Here is a 20,811-nt window from a genome sequence, read left to right as displayed (position 1 = left end):
TTTTGTTAAAACGATTCTTGTTCAGTTTTGAACACAGGTTACTAGCTGTTTGGGGACAAGTTATTGGCCGACGTTAACCACGAAGGTAACATTACCAAGTCTGAGGAAGTTCATTTCCGAGTTATGCAGATCGTCGAAAGTAATCCTGCGATCACGCAACGAGAAATTTCAGCCGAACTTGGTATGAGTTTAGGTCGAGTAAATTATTGTATTAACGCGCTCGTCGAAAAAGGGTTAGTTAAAATTGAAAACTTTAAAGCCTCAGACACAAAGTGGAGATACGCCTACGTTCTGACACCTAATGGGATAGCGGAAAAGGGAGCTCTTACCGGCCGCTTTCTAGCACGTAAGTTGCGTGAATATGAAGCACTAGCGGCAGAAATTGAGGCGTTAAAACTTGCGCGCGACCGAAAGTCACTACCGCCAAGTTCACGCTAAAGACCACTAATCAAACTTAAAAGGAAGTATGGAATGTCAGAATTTAGATTCGGTATTGTCGGGTGTGGACGTATCGCAAAAAGGCATTCTGAAATTTTAGGTAATGGGTTGATCGACGGTGCTCTATTAACTGCTGTTTGTGACATCCAACCTGATCGCGCTGATGTTATGGCCAAGAAATTTGGGGTGCGTTCTTTCCATTCCCTGGATGATATGTTGGCTTCTGATGAAATTGATGTTGTCTCGATTTTGACACCAAGCGGGATGCACGCGGAGCACGCCATCGCTGCGGCAAACGCCGGTAAACATGTAATTGTAGAAAAGCCGATGGCATTGCGGCTGGAAGATGCCGATGCAATGATCGCTGCATGCGACAGGGCACGGGTTAAGCTTTTTGTTGTAAAGCAGAACAGGCTAAATGTTCCCGTCGTAAAAGCACGCGAGGCACTAGATGCGGGTCGGTTTGGCAAGTTAGTGTTAGGTACTGTACGTGTCCGATGGCGCCGCGACCAAAGCTATTACAATCAGGACAGTTGGCGTGGCACGTGGGCACAAGATGGCGGCGTTTTGGCAAATCAGTCAAGCCACCATGTCGATTTGCTCGAGTATTTCATGGGTGATGTGGTTTCAGTCCATGCGCGGGCAACGCGAACCTTGGTTGATATCGAAGCCGAAGATACAGCGATCGCAACGCTCGAATTTGCCAATGGTGCGCTGGGAATTGTGGAGGCAACTAATGCCGCACGTCCTCGTGATCTTGAGGGGTCGCTTTCGATATTGGGAGAAGGCGGGACAGTTGTTATCGGGGGTTTTGCCGTAAACAAAATACAAACCTGGGACTTCGTCGACCCACAGCCAGGGGACGATGAAGTTTTAGAAAAGTTCTCGGTCAACCCACCCAATGTTTATGGATACGGTCATCAGGCATATTATGAACATGTTCTTGATTGCCTAAAAACAGATTCGGCCGCACTGGTCGATGGATTGGAGGGACGGCGAAGTCTGGAACTGATAACGGCTCTCTACGAATCGATTGAAACCGGAAAAAACACTTACCTTCGTTTTCGTTCGCAACATTCCAAGCTTGGTGGGATCACATGACCGATATAGAACTTTATGAGACTATGGTCAGAGATGTTCGCGCTGGCCACAATGTAAAAATTATAGAACCGGCAAATGTCTACGAATGTGACCTTTCAGACAATGTGTTCATTGGTCCGTTTTGTGAGATCCAAAGGGGTGTAGCGATCGGCGCGCGGACACGCGTGCAAAGTCATAGCTTTATCTGCGAAATGGTTTCTATCGGCGATGACTGTTTTGTCGGCCATGGCGTAATGTTTGTGAATGATCGATTTGCAGATGGCGGTCCGGCGCGCGGCGACGTCACCAAGTGGGAGTCTACAGCAATCGGTAATCGTGTGTCGATCGGCTCAAACGCAACCATAATGCCCGTATCAATATGCGATGATGTCGTTGTCGGCGCAGGCTCGGTTGTCACTAAATCCATTTCAAAGCCGGGTATCTATGCAGGCAATCCTGCACGTTATCTGCGCTCTTTCAAATAAGAATTACGGAGTCACCATGACTATTCCATTTGTCGACCTGCACGCCCAATATCTAGCATTAAAGGATGAAATTGACGCGGCGATCGCGCGCACTATTAATAACAGTAGTTTTGTGCGCGGACCTGATGTCGAAGCTTTTGAGGCCGAGTATTCGGAATTGATGGAAGCAAGGCACACCGTTTCCTGCGCAAATGGTACCGATGCTCTGTATATTGCGATGAAGGCGCTAGGGATAAAGCCCGGCGACGAGGTCATAACAACTGCTCAAAGCTGGATATCAACGTCCGAAACAATAGGCCAACATCGAGCCAAGCCCGTGTTCGTTGACATTGATCCGGTAACCTCGACCATTGATGTTTCGAAAATTGCCGAGAAGATCACCAGTCGGACTGTTGGAATAATACCTGTGCATCTCTATGGCCAAATGGCCGACATGCCCGAAGTGATGGCCATAGCCCAGAGACATAATCTTTGGGTCATCGAAGATTGCGCTCAGGCGCATCTCGCTACCATAAATGGAAAGAAAGCCGGACAATTCGGCAATATCGCCACTTGGTCCTTTTACCCGGGCAAAAATCTCGGGGCAATGGGTGATGCGGGTGCGATAACCACACAAGATCCGGCCCTTGCACGGCATATGGCTTGCTTTGCACGACATGGAGGCTTGGTTAAGGGTGACCACGAGATGGAAGGTATCAACTCAAGACTTGACGGGTTGCAGGCCGCCATATTGCGGGTCAAATTGCCGCATCTGGCAAACTGGACGGCAAGGCGCCGCGCCGTCGCTAAACGCTATGACGAAATGTTGGCGGATATCGCACAAATCAAGACGCCCACAGAAGTCGCCGGGCGAGAGCATGTTTATCATCTATATGTAGTAGAAACCGAAAACCGCGACAGTCTCGGAGAGTTCCTGAAAACTCAAGGAATACCTACAGTTATAAATTATAAGAGTGCATTACCATTCCTGCCGGCATATGCGCATTTAGGACATGTGCCCGAAGACTTCCCAATAGCCTTCGGACTTCAAAATCGGATACTTTCGTTACCAATTTTCGCTGAGTTAAACGAAGCGCAACAAGACAGTATTGCTGATGCGATTTCATCATTTTATGGTGTAGTTAAGTGATCGGCCGCGGCGAGACTGCACTCGTTACTGGTGCGGACGGCTTTATCGGTTCGCATCTTACCGAACTTCTTGTGGCCGAAGGGTATAACGTCAAAGCTTTAACTCTATACAATTCGTTCAACCATTGGGGTTGGCTTGAGGATGTCGATTGCCTTAAAGAAATCGAAGTTCTGAATGGCGACATTCGTGACCCGCATTATTGTAAGGCGATTACAAAAGACGTCGACATTGTCTTTCATCTGGCCGCGCTTATTGCGATACCGTATTCGTACGTGGCGCCTGACAGTTATTTAGATACAAACGTTAAAGGCACCCTCAACATTAGTCAGGCTCTGCTGGAAAATGGCGGTAAGCGCTTGATACACACATCGACCAGTGAAGTGTATGGCACGGCACGTTACGTGCCCATTGACGAAGCGCATCCCCTTCAACCACAATCCCCATACAGCGCATCAAAGATTGCAGCCGACGCAATGGCGATGAGTTTTTTCAACGCATTTGACTTGCCAGTTACAATCGCGCGTCCATTTAATACTTATGGCCCACGACAGTCGGCTCGCGCCGTAATACCTACAATAATTGCGCAAATCGCTAATGGAATTAAACAGATTAAACTCGGAGATTTGAGCCCTACTCGCGACTTTAATTTTGTAACCGACACCTGCCGCGGTTTTGTGGAGCTTGCACAGTGTGCAGAGGCGATAGGTGAGACTGTCAACATCGGATCAAATTATGAAATATCTATCCGTGACACGCTCGATTTAATAAAGCGACTTATGAATAGCGATGTGGAATTCATATCGGACGAAGACAGATTACGACCGGAAAAGTCTGAGGTGTTTCGACTATGGTGCGACAATAGCAAAATACGTGCTTTGACCGGCTTTGAACCTCAGCATACAATCGAACAGGGAATGCGAAAAACAATCGATTGGTTCACGATCTCTGAAAACTTGGTAAAATACAAAGCTGACATATATAATGTCTAACGTCTCTGACATTTCAAGGCTGATAGAATTTGTCCGAGACGAATATCGTACGACGGATTTTATCCCTTTGCATGCCCCTAAATTCGAAGGCAATGAGCAAACGTACGTGGCTGACGCCATTAAATCCACATTTGTTTCAAGTGTGGGGTCTTATGTCGATAAGTTTGAGAAAAACTTTGCAGAATATACCGGAAGTCCAGCGGCAATAGCGGCTGTCAACGGTACAGCGGCGCTCCATATTGCGCTTAAGTTAGTTGGCGTAGAACACAATGATTTGGTTATAACTCAGCCATTGACTTTTGTGGCTACCTGCAACGCGATCGCTTATTGTGGTGCCGAACCCATTTTTGTGGATGTTTGTTGTGAGACTCTGGGAATGTCAGCAGCCGCTTTGGAAAACTGGTTGTTTGAAAACGCCGAATTAAACAACTCGAATAAATGCGTAGAAAAAATCAGTGGCCGAGTAGTTCGAGCGTGCGTCCCTATGCATACATTTGGCCATCCAGTCGACATAGACGGCTTGTTAAAAGTCTGTAAAAATTGGAATATCTCTTTAGTAGAAGACGCGGCGGAATCACTTGGCAGTACTTATAAAGGTCGCCACACCGGGACGTTTGGAGTAGTCGGAGTTTTTAGTTTTAACGGGAACAAGATCATTACGACCGGGGGTGGAGGTATGATCTTATCGAATATGACTTTAGGAGCTCGTGCGAAGCACCTGACTACGACGGCTAAGATACCTCATAGCTTTGAATATTATCACGACGAGATAGGTTTTAACTATCGCCTTCCAAATTTGAATGCCGCTATGGGTTGCGCGCAATTGGAACAAATCAATCAATTTATTTGTACAAAGCGACAACTGGCGATGAAATATGCCGAATTCTTCGCCACGAGTGATTTGCGTTTTGTAACTGAGCCGCAAGATTGCCGTTCAAACTATTGGTTGAACTCGGTTGTCTGCCAAGATCGCGTTCAACGAGATGAAATGCTTTCAACGACAAATGAACAAGGGGTGATGACGCGTCCTGTTTGGACATTGATGAATAGGCTTCCGATGTTCAAGAACTGTTTGCGGAGCGATTTGCCAAATGCTGAGTTTTTGGAAGATCGGTTGGTGAACTTGCCAAGTAGCGTTACGAGCACCGTCAAATGAAATCCAATCGCGTTGGCATTTTTGGTACAGCCGGTATGGCCAGAGAGGCGTGTGATGTAGCAATGGCATTAGGCCTATCCCCAGTTCTTGTATCTAAAGACAAAAGTGAAAGTGGCCTTTTGGATTTTGATACTATTCCCGAAGCGAACATCCATCACTATTTGGATATGCCATATGTGATTGGTATCGGAGAATGCGCACTTCGCGCCAAAATTGCAGCGCGATATGGCAAGATAATTAGTTTCACCAATCTAATTCACCCAAGCGCCACATTTGGTGACCGTCAAATCGAAAAGATTGGAAACCAAAAAGGCGTTATTATTTGTGCTGGCGTAAGATTCACCCACAATATCGAAGTCGGCAATTTCTGTATATTCAATTTGAATGCTACAATAAGTCATGATGTGGTAATTGGAGACTTTGTTACGATTTCTCCTCAGGCCTGCCTTCTAGGAAATGTTGAGGTGCAAGAAGGGACTTGGATCGGTGCTGCGGCCGTCGTGAACCAAGGCTGCGAGATTTCAAAACGCATAATTGGTCGAAATACAGTAATTGGATCGGGTGCAGTAGTGCTCGATAATTGCGATTCAGACGCGACATATGTTGGCGTGCCTGCAAGGAGAATTTCGTGAAGACGGTCATAATTGCCGAAGCTGGAGTGAACCATAACGGTGACATCGCTATCGCAAAGGCACTTGTGGCAGAAGCCGCTTCTGCCGGGGCCGACTTCGTAAAGTTTCAGACGTTCAAAGCCAGCAACTTAGTATCAAGCGATGCTCCAACTGCTAATTATCAACAAGAAAACACCGGTGAAGCGCTTCAGCATGAAATGATAGCAAAATTGGAGCTATCGCGCGGCGATCACGAAATCTTGATCGAGGAATGTAAAAGGCATGGAATCAGATTTTTTTCGACGGCATTTGATGAAAATAGCTTTGATCTTTTAATGGAACTTGATTGCCTCGAGATGATAAAGGTGCCTTCGGGCGAAATAAACAATCTACCCTTGCTTCGCTACATGGCGGGGTACGGCAAGCCAATAATACTGTCGACGGGCATGGCGATATTAGGAGAAGTTGAAGCGGCGATTGACATCATCGAGAGCGCAGGAACTCCACGTAGCGAAATTACCGTTCTCCACTGCACGACGGAATATCCCGCTCCCACGGATGAAGTGAATTTGCGAGCAATGATTGCGTTGAAAAATGCTTTCGGTGTCAAGGTTGGATATTCGGATCATACTATCGGCATCGAGGTATCAATCGCTGCTGTCGCTTTGGGTGCAACTATAATAGAAAAGCACTTCACACTCGATCGAACATTACCTGGACCAGACCACAACGCAAGTCTGGAGCCTGCGGAGCTTCGATCTTTGGTAAATAGCATCCGAAATGTCGAGCTTGCATTGGGCGATGGCGTGAAGCGGCGTACTAAGAGTGAAAGCTGTAACCTACATATTGCAAGAAAATCAATTGTGGCCCGTCGCCCTATTAGAGTTGGTGAAGTTTTTACGATTGACAATTTAGCCGTCAAGAGACCCGGCACAGGTATCTCGCCGATGCGTTGGGATGAAATACTAGGGCGTCGAGCAATTCGGGGTTTCGATACAGACGAAATGATTGAAATATGATGCGGAAAATTTGCGTGGTCACCGGCTCGCGCGCTGAGTTCGGATTGCTTCAAAATTTAATGCACGACATTAAGCAGGCTTCCGATTTAAACCTCCAAGTTATTGCCACGGGAATGCACCTGTCACCAAAATATGGTTTAACATATCGCGAAATTGAAGCAGCGGATTTCATCATCGACAGTAAAATTGATATGCTTCTAAGTTCCGATTCCGCTTCAGCTGTTACGAAATCGGTTGGATTAGGCACGATAGGATTTGCGGACGCATATGCTGCACTAAAACCAGATATATTAGTTTTACTTGGTGACAGATTTGAAATGCTCGCTGCGGCGACAGCGGCGTTGATAGCCGGAATTCCGATTGCGCATTTGCACGGTGGTGAAATTACCGAAGGCGCATTTGATGACGCCATTAGGCACGCGTTGACAAAAATGTCACATCTCCACTTTGTTGCCAATTCCGAATATCGCCAACGTGTGATTCAACTGGGCGAAGAACCACATCGTGTTTTTGATGTCGGTGGACTGGGGGTCGATGCCATTAAGCGTTTAACCCTGCTCGACAAAAAGACTTTAGAAGATTCTCTGAGTTTCCGATTTGCTGAACAGAACCTGTTAGTCACTTTTCATCCGGTAACATTGGCCCAAGAAAACTCTGTAGCACAAATGACAGCATTGCTGAGAGCTTTGGATGCCTTTCCAGATGCAGGACTGATATTCACGCTTCCCAATGCTGACAATGGGAACGATGAACTGATTGGCCTAATAGAAGATTATGTAAGTAATCGTTGGAATGCCCAAGCGTACACTTCACTTGGGCAATTGCGATATCTATCCTGTATGCAATTTGTTGACGGCGTCGTTGGAAATTCATCGAGCGGCATTGCTGAAGCACCGTCCTTGAAAATCGGAACAGTGAATATTGGTGAGCGCCAACAAGGTAGATTGATGGCTCAAAGCGTAATAAGTTGTGACGGCGAATATAGTAACATTTTAGCAGCGTTATATAAACTGTTCGACCCCCAATTTCGCAAATCTCTTGCACACATCAAAAATCCGTACGGAGATGGCGGAGCAACTGAGAGAATTGTAAAGATATTAGCAAGCTATCCGCTAGAAGCCATCTTAAAAAAACCGTTCTACGACATCCAGACGTCGGGTTAATCTGAAAACGAAAGCTTAATATGAACACAGGCAACCCTCACGACGACTGGCTGAAGGCAAAGGTCGCAGTAACTGCTTCAATTCAAGAGGCGATTTACAGTTTAGAACAATCGAGCATGCAGATTGTTCTTGCAATTACAGAAGACGGCCAATTGGCAGGTACCTTGACAGACGGAGACATTAGGCGTGCCTTTCTTAAAGGGCATAATTTGGATAGTAAGATAAGCGGCATCATAAACCGCAAACCTCTTGTTGTTCCCCCGGATATGGGACGGGATCTGGTACTTCAACTGATGAGCGCCAATAAAATACATCAATTACCGGTGATTGACACCGATAACAAAGTAGTTGGGCTCCATATGTGGGATACAATTATAACGCCCTCGGCGCTTGACAATTATATGGTTGTAATGGCTGGCGGCAAAGGCACGCGACTTCGCCCTCATACTGAAAAATGCCCAAAGCCCATGATCGAAATAGGTGGTAAGCCTATGCTTGAACACATTATCGAAAGAGCAAAAGCCGATGGCATCTCAAATTTCATTATCTCTGTTCATTATCTCGGAGAGATAATCGAGAGTTATTTCGAAAACGGCAATAAGTGGAACGTCAAGATCGAGTATCTCCACGAAGAGAGGCCACTCGGAACCGCGGGATCTTTGAGCCTAATCGATAATCTTCCATCGTCTCCATTGATCGTGACTAACGGCGACGTCCTAACCGATATACATTATTATGACATTTTGGAATTCCATCAGCGACAAGGTGCCTCAGCAACAATGGCAGTTCGTCAACATGAAATCGAAAACCCTTTTGGAGTTGTAAAGACCAAGGGCGTCGATATTACAGGATTTGAAGAAAAACCAGTATATCGTAGCCACATAAATGCCGGGATTTACGTGCTGAATCCGACTTGCCTTTCATTAATTGAAAGGAATACGCATTGTAATATGCCAACCTTGTTTGAACGGATACAAAGTGAATCTGGTCGAACGGTGGCGTTTCCGATGCACGAACCTTGGCTTGATGTCGGTCGACCCGATGATCTAGTCCAAGCACGAAATATGAACCAATAAGCCACAAAGCTAAAAAATTTCCAAAGGAGTAACAATGAAAATCGGTCCGTCTTCTTCCGTTGATTTAAAGCGATACTCGGCGCATCCGGACGATTTAGAAGTGCTGTATGGCCTTCCTAAGCAAGTGCTGTTCTGTAAAAAATGCAATATGTCCAATCAGCAACCGATGTCGAGCAATGAATATGCCCATAGTAACCAATCGCGTAAGGTTACGATGCAGTTCGACGATGCAGGCGTTTGCCATGCATGCAATTTTAATAACCTGAAAGAATCTGGAGAGATCGATTGGGATGATCGTGAAAAGGAGCTGATTGAATTGTGCAATCAGTATCGGAAAACTGACGGGAGCTACGATTGCATCGTTGGAGGAAGCGGTGGCAAAGACAGTGCGATGCAATCTCATTTGCTCAAATACAAATATGGCATGAATCCGTTGACAGTCACTTGGTCCCCCCATCTTTATACAGATATTGGTTGGAAAAACTTCCAACAGTGGCTGCACGTTGGCGGCTTTGATAATTTTCTTTATACTCCTAACGGCAAAACGCACCGGCTACTTACACGTAACGCAACGATCAATCTTCTCCATCCTTTTCAGCCTTTCATTCTTGGCCAGAAAACATTCGTTGCTAAAATGGCGGCCCAATTTAACATACCGTTGATTTTTTACGGTGAAATGCCCGGGGAATATGGCGAGCAAATATCACATAAAACTTCATCGTATGCCGGCAAAGACCAGAACGCCGAAAGTGAAGGTTTCGCTCTGGATTATGTAAGTAAGATGGACTTCCGCGACATCTACCTTGGTGGCAAACAAATGGGTGCTTACCTTGATGAAGGCGTACCTAAAGTCGACCTTATGAGTTACCTCCCTTTGGACCCTGAAATACTGCACAAAAAAGGTATAGATTTCAAATATTTAGGATACTACAAAAAATGGGTGCCGCAAGAAGCATATTATTATGCTGTCGAGCATACGGGTTTTGAAGCTAATCCTGTAAGAACTGAAGGTACATATTCTAAATACAACAGCCTAGACGACAAGGTTGATGGCTTCTTCTATTATACCCGGTGGATTAAATTTGGCGTTGGGCGTGCCATGATGGATTCCGCACAAGAAATTCGCAATCATCATATAACCAGAGAAGAGGGATTGGCGCTCATAAATAGGTATGAGGGCGAATATCCAGCGCGCTATGAGACCGAATTTCTTGATTACATTAATATGACGCGCGATGAATTTTTTGAAACCTGCGATAAATTCCGTTCGCCTCATCTTTGGGAAGTTGTCGATGGCGAATGGAGACTGCGCCATTCGCCGAATTAGATCGGCTTCGCAAGCATTTCAGAACGGCAATGTGACACAATGAGCTCTTCGCTTTTAGCAATTATACCTGCGCGCGGGGGATCGAAAGGGCTCCCTAGAAAGAATATTCTTCCTGTAGGGGGAAAGCCGTTGATTGCCTGGACGATTACGGCCGCGTTAGAGGCTAGTTCAATAGATGAAGTGATACTCTCATCAGATGACGATGAAACGATTAAATTGGCTAGCGAGTGGGGTTGCAATGCCCCGTTTGTTCGGCCCGCCAGCTTAGCAAGCGACACTGCCTCGTCAATCGATGTGGTACTGCATGCACTTGGAATGTGCCCTGGATTTGACTATGTCGCCCTACTTCAACCCACTTCTCCCTTACGTACATCATTAGATATTGATGATGCCTTCAAGATACTGAACGTGTCCGGAGCAAACAGTTGCGTATCAATGTGCCTAGCCGAAGAGTCACCGTTTTGGATGTACCGTTTGCGCGAAAATATGCAGCTTGAAAGCTTGTTCCCGAATCAAAACGTCAGTCGCCGTCAAGACTTACCTCCGGTATATGTGTTGAACGGAGCCATATATATTGCGCGTGTAAGCTGGTTGCTTCAGAGCCGTAGTTTTATAAGCGAGGATTGCGTAGCTCATATAATGCCACGCGAGCGATCGCTTGATATCGATACTGCGGACGATTTTGAAGAACTAAAGCGCGTAATTGGCGACCGAAAGCGTTAGGAAATACTAGTGACTAATCTGCAAAGACCATTTCGCATAATCGCGAGGCTCGACGTTAAGGGACCAAACCTTATTAAAGGCGTCCATCTTGAAGGCTTAAGGGTTATAGGGGCGCCCCAAGTATACGCGAAGCGCTACTACGAGCAAGGTGCTGATGAATTGATTTATATGGATATCGTAGCCAGCCTTTACGGTCGATCGAACTTGCTGGAAATAGTGAAGCAGACGGCGCATGATGTATTTGTGCCGCTTACCGTGGGGGGAGGTATCCGCTGCCTTGATGATGTGACGGCGCTATTACGGGCAGGCGCAGACAAGGTTGCCATAAACACAGCTGCCGTACATCGACCTAAGCTAATCGAGGAAGTCGCCCGCAAGTTTGGCTCACAATGCATGGTGTTGTCGATCGAAGCCAAAAGGCGATCCGACGAATCTTGGGAAGTTTACACAGATTGTGGTCGAGAGAGAAGCGGCATCAGCGTAATCGAATGGGTTCAAGAAGCAGTGGAGCTTGGGGTCGGAGAAATACTGCTAACGTCAATAGACCAAGAAGGAACGCGTAAAGGCTTTGACCTTCGTTTATTGGAGGCGGTGCATGCGGTCACAAAAGTCCCCGTTATAATTAGCGGAGGATATGGCCAATCTGATCATATAATCGGCGCAATCGAAGCTGGAGCCGATGCGGTCGCAGTGGCTGATGCTTTGCATTACAATAGGACAGACATGCAAACTCTACATCACATTGCTCAAACCACAACCGTGACAGTGAGAACTTTATGAGCAAATCTTGTGTGTCAATAGTTGACTACGGACTCGGTAACTTGTTTAGCGTGACGCGGGCTTTGCAGACAAGCGGTGCATCAGAGATCCGCATTGCCACATCACCTGAAGATATTTTAAACGCTGAGCGACTTGTGATTCCAGGTGTTGGTTCATTTCGAGATGGTATGGACGGGTTGGAACGACAAGGAATAGCTGCAGCGATCCGGGAGTTCGCTTCGTTCGGTCGGCCGATGTTGGGTATATGCCTCGGAATGCAGTTGCTCGCAACAAAAGGTACCGAATTTGGTGAACACTCAGGGCTCGATCTCATACCGGGCCGGGTTGTTCGAATTCCAATGACCGACAAAAGCGGAATAACACTAAAATCGCCATTTATTGGATGGAGCACTCTCGAGCTGCACGATTCGATCAACAGCCACAAAAACGCTATTGCTTGCCTCTCTCCGCAAGACGCCGTGTATCTTGTTCATTCCTACCAATACGCCCCTGAGTCAGAAGCAAATATCTTAGCGACATACCGTTATGGAGGCCATCATATAACTGCTGCGATCCAGTCCGGCAATATATCGGGCCTGCAGTTCCATCCTGAAAAGAGCGGTAAAGTCGGACTCAAGATATTATCACATTTTCTCGAAACGGTGGTTTGAATTAACACTAGTGAAATTCCAGCGATCCTTATTAAGCAATGCCGCTATTTACGCTTTGGCTAACTTTTCTGTCGCAGGCGTACCGTTAATTTTGCTTCCAATTCTTACCCGATACTTATCAGCCGACGATTATGGCAAAGTTGGAATGTTTACCGTCGTGAGCTCCTTTCTTTTTATCATTGTCGGTTTCAACACTCATGGCGCGGTTATGGTCCGTTTTTTTGACTCGAAGATCGCGCTGTCAAAATACGTCTCATCTGTGTTTTTGATATTGCTATCGAGTGTATTCGTTACTTCAGCATTGATCGCAGTTTTTCCGACACCGTTGCTATCGCTTACAACCCTGCCGGTGAGCTGGCTAATTATCGCGGTCGGATTAGCGGGCTGCCAGTTTTTGGTTCAGCTTTTACTGACATTATGGCAATGCTCAGATCGGGCTCTTTCGTATGGAGTGCTCAGACTTAGTCATGCAATCACAGACAGTGTTCTGTCGATTTTCTTAGTTGTGGGCTTGATGGCGTCTTGGGAAGGTCGCCTATCCGGGCTAGCAATCGCTTGGAGCGTAATCGCTATTTTCGCATTTATTAAGCTGCGAAAAGAAGGCTGGGTCAGTAATGTAGTTGACAAGAAGTACATTGCCGATGCGCTTCGCTACGGCCTCCCACTCATGCCACATGCAGTTGGCGGTCTGATACTGAGTATGGCAGATCGTCTGCTCGTGACAAAAATTATGGATATTGGAAGTACAGGCATTTATTTCGCGGCAGTTCAAATTGGATTGATACTCGGTATTTTGGCTGATGCATCCAACCGTGCTTTTGCTCCTTGGCTTATGAAGAAACTTACCAACGCGAGTTTGGAAGAAAAATCTACTATTGTTTACTACACATATTTATATTTTTTGGGTATCATATTCGTAGCTATTATTCTTTCTATTACAATAGAATTCTTTATCCCATTTTTACTTGGACCTGAATTCATAGAAGTTTCAGAAATAACTTTTTTTATGTTTTTGGGCAATGCCTTTACTGGAATGTACTACATGGTTACGAACTATGTTTTCTTTTCAACTAGAACAGGCTTATTGTCTTTATCAACCATTTCTACCGGAATTGTAGCTTTTTTAATTAGTATTTTCCTAATTCAAAATTACGGGTTATTGGGAGCAGCCATTTCATTCATGATTGGGCAGATCTTACTGTTCTTGACGACGTGGGCTTTGGCTCAATATTGCTATCGCATGCCGTGGTTTGGCTTATTAAATAAAATGTGCAAAAATTGATGTCTCAACAGCCATTTTTTAATCTAATTGATTTGTTGGCGGTTGAGAATGATCCCGACTTACTCGCTTTCAACTGCCCAACAACAGACATACCGGCATGGGCATTTATCCGGTTAGCCTTTATACGTACTATTATTGGAAAAGTTTTCTATGAGCGTCCAATTATGGGGGCTAATTTCACCCAGAGGGGATATCCTAGGAAAGCCCGTTATCTGATACGTTCTTTATGGCATAATGTAACTTCACAACCCAAACAGGCCCAGGTGTGCTTTTTAACGACTGGGTTGGGAAATTATGCCGAACTCGATTGCACGCGCGATCGGTTAGCAAGCTCTCTTGCCGAAGCCAGTCCCAAGCAGTCATTGATTTTTCAAGGGCATGGAAACTGGACGTGGCCGAAAAACTTTGCCCCCACCAATACCTTGTACAATACACCCTCAAAAGTGCGAGCACACGCATTGGGCTGGTGCCGGACCAGCAAGCAGCATCGGGATTTGGCATTAACTGTTATCGCTATGGCAGCCTTACGTGCTCGTACCATCATCGGCTTTGACCTCAGCGACGAGGAGGTTAATACCCTCGCCGCGATGCTTTCCCACCGGCTGGCCACCTATCCCCAAATAGTTGATTACTACTATCGATGGTTTCTGAAGCGGGAAATCCGGCTTCTTATGCTTGAAGACGGATGCTTGGGGAGTAATATGATAGGGGTGATCCAGGCCGCCCGTATGGCCAAAGTTGTTACCGCCGAATATCAGCACGGAATGATTTCAAGTGGACATGACGGGTACAATATTGGTGACCATGTGATCGCGCATACTGGATTTCGGCAGACACTCCCGCATTATATGCTTACGTATGGCAAATGGTGGAATGCGCAATTTAACATGCCCGTAGCGAAAATCGCTGTGGGCAACCCACATTTCGCTGAATCATTAAAGAGAACATATGAGCCAGCCGATAAGAGTGATATTCTAATACTCGGCGATGGATTTGACACTCAGTCTTACATATCCTTGGCCAATGACATTAGAAACAATTCCGAGATTGGTGCGAAGCGCGTTCTATTTAGACCACACCCCATCGAACGAGAACGACTGCAAAGTATTAATTTACCACAAGGTGTGGAAATAGACAGTAATCCGAATATTTATCATACTCTTAGTAGATCCCTTTTCGTAATAAGCGAGCTATCTACAGGATTGTTTGAAGCAGCGGCGATGGGATGCAAGCCATTGATGTGGTCTACCCCAAAATCCCGGTTCGCATTGCCAGACCCTCCGTTTCCAAGCTTTTTATCGTTTAATGAACTGGGAAGTATTCTAGCGACGGCTCAAAATCAAAAACATAGTAACTCAGTTCAATACACCGAGTTTTTCGAATTGGATTGGATATCAAATTTCACCAAATTTGTAGAAGAGGTTTTGGAAATTGACTATCGTGATCGTTGATTATGGCGTGGGAAATTTGGGCTCAATACAGAATATGCTCACGCGACTTGGCGCCATCGTGGAGATAACCTCCGATCCAAGAGTAATTGAACGTGCGTCGAAGTTAATACTACCTGGCGTAGGAGCTTTTGACGCTGGCATGGGTCAACTTATTAGGTCGGGATTAAAAAGCACCCTAGACGATGCAGCATTGGTTAGAAAAATACCCATTGCCGGCATTTGCCTCGGTATGCAACTTATGACGGAGTCAAGCGAAGAAGGCACGACTCCCGGTCTGGGTTGGGTCGCCGCTAAAGCGATACGGTTCAACCCCGACTCTGATGAAATCGTAAAAGTTCCGCATATGGGTTGGAATACGGTTACGTTAGCGAAGAATAGCCCCGTTCTGCAATTTGTCGACAAGGACGCACGTTTCTACTTTGTTCATTCTTACTTTGTTCGGTGCGAGAACGCAGGCGATGTTCTCTTACGCGCTCAGCATGGCTTGACTGCATTTGACGCGGCGTTCCAAAATGAAAATCTTTACGGGTTCCAATTTCATCCAGAGAAGAGCCATCGTTTTGGGAAGGCCCTATTGCGTGGCTTCGTGGAAATGGTTTAATATGCTACGTCACAGAGTTATACCCTGCTTATTGCTCAAGAATCGTGGGCTGGTGAAAACGTCCAGATTTAAAGATGAAATCTACATAGGCGATCCCATAAATGCTATCCGCATTTTCAATGACAAGGAAGTCGATGAATTGGTATTGCTCGACATCGCGGCAACGCGTGAGGAACGTGAGCCCGATTTTGAATTCTTAGAAGAAATTGCTTCTGAGTGTTTCATGCCACTTGCATATGGTGGGGGCGTCACAAAAATTGAGCATTTCCATACGCTACTACGGCTCGGTGTAGAAAAAATCATTGTTAATACCGCCTTACATTCAAACCCTGAAATGATTAGAGAAGCGGCTTCGATTTTTGGCAGCCAAGCCATCATCGCATCGATCGACGTTAAGCGGAGGTTATTTGGAAACAGAGATGTAATGATTAAGTCGGGCACAAAGTCAGTAGGTCTTAAGCCGCTTGAAGCAGCCTTGAATGCCCAAAACCTGGGCGTAGGAGAAATATTGCTTACGTCCATAGATCACGAGGGTGAAATGATGGGATATGACTTGCATCTAATCGAACTGATTAGCCAAGCCGTCTCCATTCCTGTAATTGCCTCAGGAGGCGCTGGATCTATTGAGCATTTTCGCCAAGCGGTCCAGCAGGGAGGTGCTTCAGCGGTTTCTGCTGGCAGCATGTTCGTTTTTTATGGCAAACATAAAGCCGTGTTGATTTCGTACCCTGAATACTCTGCGCTAGAAGAAGCACTTCAAGAAAGCTAAAAATGAACCAGATTTGTACCCGTTGCGTGATGGACGAAACAGCCGTCCCAATTGAGTTTGATGACCAAGGTATATGCAACTATTGCAAAGAGCATGAGTTCAAGGTTTCTTTGATCCCTGCAGGAAAGCCTGATGCTGCAGAACAACTCGCTGCTGTCGTTAGAAAGATAAAAAGTAAATCACACGGAGAGTATGATTGCATCGTAGGATTGAGCGGTGGTGTGGATTCTTCTTACGTTGCATATCAAGCTGTTAAGCTTGGCCTTAAGCCACTAGCCGTGCATTTTGACAATGGATGGAATTCAGAATTAGCTGTCCAAAACATCGAAAACATTGTCAAGAAACTCGACTTAGATCTAATGACCTACGTGATAGATTGGCAGGAGTTTCGAGATATTCAACGCTCGTTCTTCAAAGCCGATGTAATCGACATCGAAATGGTCACTGATCACGCTATTTTCGCAGCGATGTTCAAAATCGCAAGAGAACAAAAGATAAAGTACATATTGTCCGGCACCAACGCGGCAACCGAATCTATAATGCCGAAAAGTTGGCAGCACTTTAAATTTGACTTACGAAACCTCAAATCCATTCACAATAGATATGGCGAAATAAAGATCCGAAACTATCCCACAATAAGTATTTGGAAAATGGCTTGGCTGAAATTTTCTGGACAAGTACAATCCGTAGCTATTTTAAACTATTTTAATTATTCTAAAAAGGAAGCAATGGAGGTTCTCTCAAGAGAGCTATCTTGGAAGTATTATGGCGGAAAACACTATGAATCAATTTTTACAAAGTTTTATCAGTCATATATATTACCCGAAAAATTCAAAGTTGATAAACGCAAGATTCATTTTTCTGATTTAATTATGAATAACGAAGAAACCAGGATCGCAGCGCTTGATGAATTAAAGTATCCGGCATATCAATCAGATGAATTAGATGTAGATAAAAATTATGTGATAAAAAAGTTAGGTTTTTCTCAGAAAGAATTTAACGAATATATGTATAGAAAGCCTTGCAGTCACTACAATTATCCCTCGTATGCAAAAATAGGAAACTATTTGGTAGAATATTATAAAAAGTTGAGATATAGGTAGATGAACCCCACTGCAATCGATCGAACTCAGAACATTGATGTATCTAAATTTAGAGATGCGAAGATATATATCGCTATATTCGTAGTATTGGTTGCCATTTTTAATCCAGTACTTCGTCCAGCTGCAGATGTTGGAATTACTCCTTACTACTTAATATTTTCAATCGTGTTTATTTGGATAATGCTTGCATCGTCTCGTTTCAGAACTAATACTGCAATATCGTTAGCGGTACTTTGTTATGGGATTTTTGCAGGATATTTCAACGACACTCCATGGCAGTCCATGGCATTTCAATCGCTAAAGTACTGGCAACTTTGGACATTTTTGGGATTTCTCAGTTTCATACAAAGTAGTTTCAAAAATGGGTCATTGGTGCTGCTAAAGATTTCATATTTTGCGCTATATGCCTCGTTAGCGCTCGCGATCTCCCAAGAGATAATAGCCTTTGAAATACCAACAGTTGTAAATGAAGAGAGCTATTTGTGGATCAATACCTTTTTCTACACCCCGAATGACTTAGCTTTGTTTTTAGGTGGGATGTTTTGCGTTTTACTTATAAGTGAAAAAACATTATTAGAGAAATTTATCCTTTCAACCTTGATGCTTCTCCTTAATGTTCGTAATGACGCGAAAGCTGTTATTATCGCGTGCGTGATTGTATATGCGATATTTTATTTGCTGTCGATAGCAAGGGCATTCAAAGTAAAGCTGGTATATGCCATCCCCTTTGGAATGTGCTTAATTTACCCATCTCTATACTTTGGAATTAATTCAAATATTGACCTATATGAAACAAATTTCGATTTCTATAGTTTATTTATAGACCCTATTGATCGCATCATCCATTTTGATCCATACAACCTTGGTGGCTCTATTTATGATCGCACAGACGCCTTAATATACAATATTGAAGCCCTTTACCAAAATAACTTTCTTGGTTTAGGGCCTGGGGGTTCCGTTTATTTACTTTCTTTGAGTAACTTTGAGCTCCTTACTGCTAAAAGCCTTCACAATGCCGTAGCAGAATTTATCGTTGAATTTGGTGTTGTCGGGGCTACTGTCTGCATTCTCGGTCTTGCGCTTCCAGCGTTCAAGGCGTTGCGAAAAAGTTCGCCAAATCGACATGATGCGATGAGAGTAGCCTTTTTTGTCGCAATGCCCTTGTTGTCCGTATCCCAGTCCTCAGGATTTATTTCTAATTACGCATTTTGGTTGACAGCATTTTTGGTTTGGAATGGTAGATTTGATGATCGATACGCTCCCAAGATTGTTAATCAGCATTATCGAGGGTAGACTAATATTGAAAACTAGGTGTTCCCTGCTGTATCGTAAGTATCTTAATTGTTGCCATATTTCATGGCGCGACGCGTCCTCATAGTTTGACAAAGATGACAAATTTCGTTCTTTTCTTTCAACACTTGCCACCCTATCCCGGAGCGGGTAGCCTTCGAGCGCAGTCTGTGATTGAGGCGTTAGCGTTGCGGCATCACCCTGGAATTGATGGTATATATGTTTTGACTTCGACCCCCCATGCTCAGCCCATTTCCGGATGCCAGATCATCAACTTAGCGGTTCATGAAGTTGAAAATTCACAGGGACTGTTAAGGCGAATATGGGGAGAGATTAGATTGGGTGTGGCGGCCTCTAAGGCTGTTCCATCGCTTATTACGCAAAGTGACATCCTTGTAATTTCTTCGCCAGCATACTTAAGCGCATTGATACTTAGCACTTACGCCCGATATCGCAGAATTCGTTATATCATCGAACTGAGAGATATTTATCCGCAAGTGTACGCGGAGTCAGGACTTATAGGTTCTAGATCAATATTTTATCGGATATTTGCTTCGCTTTCGCGCCGAATGTACGTGAACGCGGAACTCATAGTCGCTGCAACCAATGGACTTGCACGTGTGGTATTAGAGGATGCTCCAACTGCTGATGTCAGGTGCGTCTATAATGGGTACCCTGCCCGAATTGCTAATGTATCAGCACCCAAGCACAAAAAATTCACAGTTTGTTTCCACGGCGTCATGGGATATTTCCAGGATATTCAAAGCCTTATCGATCTTGCATCCACTCTCTCCACAGAAGATATTGACGTTATAGTCATAGGTTACGGAAATCAGGCAGAACTCGCCCGAGCGTGCGATTTGCCAAACTTTGTATTCAAAGGCCGATTGAGTTTTGAAGATACAATTCTTGAAATTTCAAAATGCCATGTGGGCCTGTGCCTAAGGAAAAGTGGTAATATTTCAGAAGACTCATTTCCGGTGAAAGTTTGGGAATATCTAGGACTTGGGCTGCCGACGCTTGTTACGCCGCATTGCGAAGCAGGTACGTTTTTGGAAGAAAACGCGTGCGGAATTCAGTTTGAGGCTGGAGCCGTGAAAGATATCGCAATGAAAGTTATCGAACTAAAGAAAAAATCTGAACTTCTCTTCTATATGTCGTCGAACTGTAAGAAAGTAGGAACACAGTACACACGGGAAAAACTCGGAATCGACATAGCTCATCTAATATTAGATAAGTTATAAGGCTGATGCCTTTGTATCGGCACAGTGAATCTTAACTACCATCATAACAGTATAGCCAGCAAATGAACCGAATGGCGATAGAAATAAAGGCAGGATCGAAGTTTAACTGGTAAAAGGTCGCGATCTTCGCAACGTTAATCGTTTTCGAGCTAGTGATGGAATTAGCTATTATTTGAAAGTTCCGTCCCGGCATGTCTTATTAGCTGCAGGTTTAAATTTCCTTTCACTGCTATGTACACGCAGAGAGGCGCCGGGCCGAATTGACGAGAACGAAGCAAGCCTAGGTGGTGCAACTGTGTTGGAAGGTGTTCAGCCATTACTAGTTGAGATGTTGTGCCTCACGTGGAGCTTGATGCTCGTGCGCGCGTGGTCCATGACTGAAGGCGATTCGAATACTTTGATTGGTGATCGACCTAAATTTTTTGACCCAGCTCCGGTATCACTC

At 44.9% G+C, this 20,811-nt stretch carries 21 protein-coding genes; all 21 read left to right on the top strand.

The window, feature by feature from the left end:
- Window positions 1-63: 63 nt before the first annotated feature.
- The 21 genes from FOM92_RS13030 (at window position 64) to FOM92_RS12930 (ending at window position 20,366) form a co-directional block, all read left to right on the top strand.
- The gene (locus FOM92_RS13030) at window positions 64-438 is read left to right on the top strand and encodes a MarR family EPS-associated transcriptional regulator (protein ID WP_246087298.1); all 375 of its coding nucleotides are present in this window, start codon (window positions 64-66) and stop codon (window positions 436-438) included.
- A 33-nt stretch (window positions 439-471) separates the two neighbouring features.
- Complete coding sequence (locus FOM92_RS13025) at window positions 472-1,539, top strand: Gfo/Idh/MocA family protein (protein ID WP_143777270.1); 1,068 nt, start codon at window positions 472-474, stop codon at window positions 1,537-1,539.
- Window positions 1,536-2,003, top strand: coding sequence for an acyltransferase (locus tag FOM92_RS13020; RefSeq protein ID WP_143777269.1), 468 nt, complete (start codon window positions 1,536-1,538; stop codon window positions 2,001-2,003). The genes FOM92_RS13025 and FOM92_RS13020 overlap by 4 nt, the downstream gene beginning before the upstream one ends.
- 16 nt (window positions 2,004-2,019) lie before the next feature.
- Window positions 2,020-3,132 carry a DegT/DnrJ/EryC1/StrS family aminotransferase gene (locus tag FOM92_RS13015; protein ID WP_143777268.1) on the top strand — a complete coding sequence of 371 codons (1,113 nt, stop codon included), beginning with the start codon at window positions 2,020-2,022 and terminating at the stop codon, window positions 3,130-3,132.
- Entirely contained in the window at window positions 3,129-4,121 is a 993-nt protein-coding gene (locus FOM92_RS13010; RefSeq protein ID WP_281285611.1) for an NAD-dependent 4,6-dehydratase LegB, read from the top strand. Before FOM92_RS13015 ends, FOM92_RS13010 begins: the two co-directional genes overlap by 4 nt.
- A complete protein-coding gene (locus tag FOM92_RS13005; RefSeq protein WP_143777267.1) occupies window positions 4,114-5,277 on the top strand; it encodes a LegC family aminotransferase in 1,164 nt (387 codons plus the stop codon). The genes FOM92_RS13010 and FOM92_RS13005 overlap by 8 nt, the downstream gene beginning before the upstream one ends.
- Window positions 5,274-5,909, top strand: a complete 636-nt coding sequence (locus FOM92_RS13000; protein WP_143777266.1) for an LbetaH domain-containing protein — start codon at window positions 5,274-5,276, stop codon at window positions 5,907-5,909. The genes FOM92_RS13005 and FOM92_RS13000 overlap by 4 nt, the downstream gene beginning before the upstream one ends.
- A complete protein-coding gene (gene neuB, locus FOM92_RS12995; RefSeq protein ID WP_143777265.1) occupies window positions 5,906-6,907 on the top strand; it encodes an N-acetylneuraminate synthase in 1,002 nt (333 codons plus the stop codon). The genes FOM92_RS13000 and neuB overlap by 4 nt, the downstream gene beginning before the upstream one ends.
- Entirely contained in the window at window positions 6,904-8,070 is a 1,167-nt protein-coding gene (gene neuC / locus FOM92_RS12990; RefSeq protein WP_143777264.1) for a UDP-N-acetylglucosamine 2-epimerase, read from the top strand. Before neuB ends, neuC begins: the two co-directional genes overlap by 4 nt.
- Window positions 8,071-8,090: 20 nt before the next feature.
- The gene (locus tag FOM92_RS12985; protein WP_143777263.1) at window positions 8,091-9,146 is read left to right on the top strand and encodes a nucleotidyltransferase family protein; all 1,056 of its coding nucleotides are present in this window, start codon (window positions 8,091-8,093) and stop codon (window positions 9,144-9,146) included.
- A gap of 34 nt (window positions 9,147-9,180) precedes the next feature.
- Window positions 9,181-10,473: an N-acetyl sugar amidotransferase gene (locus tag FOM92_RS12980; RefSeq protein ID WP_143777262.1), complete on the top strand. Its 1,293-nt coding sequence runs from the start codon at window positions 9,181-9,183 to the stop codon at window positions 10,471-10,473.
- A gap of 39 nt (window positions 10,474-10,512) precedes the next feature.
- Complete coding sequence (locus FOM92_RS12975) at window positions 10,513-11,196, top strand: acylneuraminate cytidylyltransferase family protein (RefSeq protein ID WP_143777261.1); 684 nt, start codon at window positions 10,513-10,515, stop codon at window positions 11,194-11,196.
- Window positions 11,197-11,205: 9 nt separating this feature from the next.
- Window positions 11,206-11,976 carry an imidazole glycerol phosphate synthase subunit HisF gene (gene hisF / locus FOM92_RS12970; RefSeq protein WP_211347405.1) on the top strand — a complete coding sequence of 257 codons (771 nt, stop codon included), beginning with the start codon at window positions 11,206-11,208 and terminating at the stop codon, window positions 11,974-11,976.
- On the top strand, window positions 11,973-12,626 hold the full coding sequence (gene hisH, locus FOM92_RS12965) for an imidazole glycerol phosphate synthase subunit HisH (protein ID WP_143777260.1): 654 nt from the start codon (window positions 11,973-11,975) through the stop codon (window positions 12,624-12,626). The genes hisF and hisH (FOM92_RS12965) overlap by 4 nt, the downstream gene beginning before the upstream one ends.
- Window positions 12,627-12,636: 10 nt before the next feature.
- Window positions 12,637-13,908: a lipopolysaccharide biosynthesis protein gene (locus tag FOM92_RS12960; protein ID WP_170226882.1), complete on the top strand. Its 1,272-nt coding sequence runs from the start codon at window positions 12,637-12,639 to the stop codon at window positions 13,906-13,908.
- Complete coding sequence (locus tag FOM92_RS12955) at window positions 13,908-15,359, top strand: hypothetical protein (RefSeq protein ID WP_143777258.1); 1,452 nt, start codon at window positions 13,908-13,910, stop codon at window positions 15,357-15,359. The genes FOM92_RS12960 and FOM92_RS12955 overlap by 1 nt, the downstream gene beginning before the upstream one ends.
- Window positions 15,349-15,960, top strand: a complete 612-nt coding sequence (hisH, locus tag FOM92_RS12950) for an imidazole glycerol phosphate synthase subunit HisH (protein ID WP_246087360.1) — start codon at window positions 15,349-15,351, stop codon at window positions 15,958-15,960. The genes FOM92_RS12955 and hisH (FOM92_RS12950) overlap by 11 nt, the downstream gene beginning before the upstream one ends.
- Complete coding sequence (locus FOM92_RS12945; RefSeq protein WP_211347402.1) at window positions 15,872-16,729, top strand: AglZ/HisF2 family acetamidino modification protein; 858 nt, start codon at window positions 15,872-15,874, stop codon at window positions 16,727-16,729. Before hisH (FOM92_RS12950) ends, FOM92_RS12945 begins: the two co-directional genes overlap by 89 nt.
- 2 nt (window positions 16,730-16,731) lie before the next feature.
- Window positions 16,732-17,832, top strand: coding sequence for an N-acetyl sugar amidotransferase (locus FOM92_RS12940; protein WP_143777257.1), 1,101 nt, complete (start codon window positions 16,732-16,734; stop codon window positions 17,830-17,832).
- On the top strand, window positions 17,833-19,125 hold the full coding sequence (locus FOM92_RS12935) for an O-antigen ligase family protein (RefSeq protein ID WP_143777256.1): 1,293 nt from the start codon (window positions 17,833-17,835) through the stop codon (window positions 19,123-19,125). It abuts the gene before it with no gap.
- 167 nt (window positions 19,126-19,292) lie between these two features.
- Complete coding sequence (locus FOM92_RS12930; protein ID WP_170226881.1) at window positions 19,293-20,366, top strand: glycosyltransferase family 4 protein; 1,074 nt, start codon at window positions 19,293-19,295, stop codon at window positions 20,364-20,366.
- Window positions 20,367-20,811: the final 445 nt, after the last annotated feature.

It is taken from the genome of Sphingorhabdus contaminans, assembly GCF_007280415.1.
Classification (GTDB): domain Bacteria; phylum Pseudomonadota; class Alphaproteobacteria; order Sphingomonadales; family Sphingomonadaceae; genus Sphingorhabdus_B; species Sphingorhabdus_B contaminans.
Note: the sequence above shows the minus strand (reverse complement) of the source record. Positions and strands in the feature narration are given on the sequence as shown.

Bases quoted from the DNA above. Each gene is read 5' to 3' on its own strand.
- FOM92_RS13025 (WP_143777270.1), top strand. From the start codon at position 472: ATGTCAGAATTTAGATTCGGTATTGTCGGGTGTGGACGTATCGCAAAA.
- FOM92_RS13020 (WP_143777269.1), top strand. From the start codon at position 1,536: ATGACCGATATAGAACTTTATGAGACTATGGTCAGAGATGTTCGCGCT.
- FOM92_RS13015 (WP_143777268.1), top strand. From the start codon at position 2,020: ATGACTATTCCATTTGTCGACCTGCACGCCCAATATCTAGCATTAAAG.
- FOM92_RS13005 (WP_143777267.1), top strand. From the start codon at position 4,114: ATGTCTAACGTCTCTGACATTTCAAGGCTGATAGAATTTGTCCGAGAC.
- FOM92_RS13000 (WP_143777266.1), top strand. From the start codon at position 5,274: ATGAAATCCAATCGCGTTGGCATTTTTGGTACAGCCGGTATGGCCAGA.
- neuC (WP_143777264.1), top strand. From the start codon at position 6,904: ATGATGCGGAAAATTTGCGTGGTCACCGGCTCGCGCGCTGAGTTCGGA.
- FOM92_RS12985 (WP_143777263.1), top strand. From the start codon at position 8,091: ATGAACACAGGCAACCCTCACGACGACTGGCTGAAGGCAAAGGTCGCA.
- FOM92_RS12980 (WP_143777262.1), top strand. From the start codon at position 9,181: ATGAAAATCGGTCCGTCTTCTTCCGTTGATTTAAAGCGATACTCGGCG.
- FOM92_RS12975 (WP_143777261.1), top strand. From the start codon at position 10,513: ATGAGCTCTTCGCTTTTAGCAATTATACCTGCGCGCGGGGGATCGAAA.
- hisH (WP_143777260.1), top strand. From the start codon at position 11,973: ATGAGCAAATCTTGTGTGTCAATAGTTGACTACGGACTCGGTAACTTG.
- FOM92_RS12955 (WP_143777258.1), top strand. From the start codon at position 13,908: ATGTCTCAACAGCCATTTTTTAATCTAATTGATTTGTTGGCGGTTGAG.
- FOM92_RS12945 (WP_211347402.1), top strand. From the start codon at position 15,872: ATGAAAATCTTTACGGGTTCCAATTTCATCCAGAGAAGAGCCATCGTT.
- FOM92_RS12940 (WP_143777257.1), top strand. From the start codon at position 16,732: ATGAACCAGATTTGTACCCGTTGCGTGATGGACGAAACAGCCGTCCCA.
- FOM92_RS12935 (WP_143777256.1), top strand. From the start codon at position 17,833: ATGAACCCCACTGCAATCGATCGAACTCAGAACATTGATGTATCTAAA.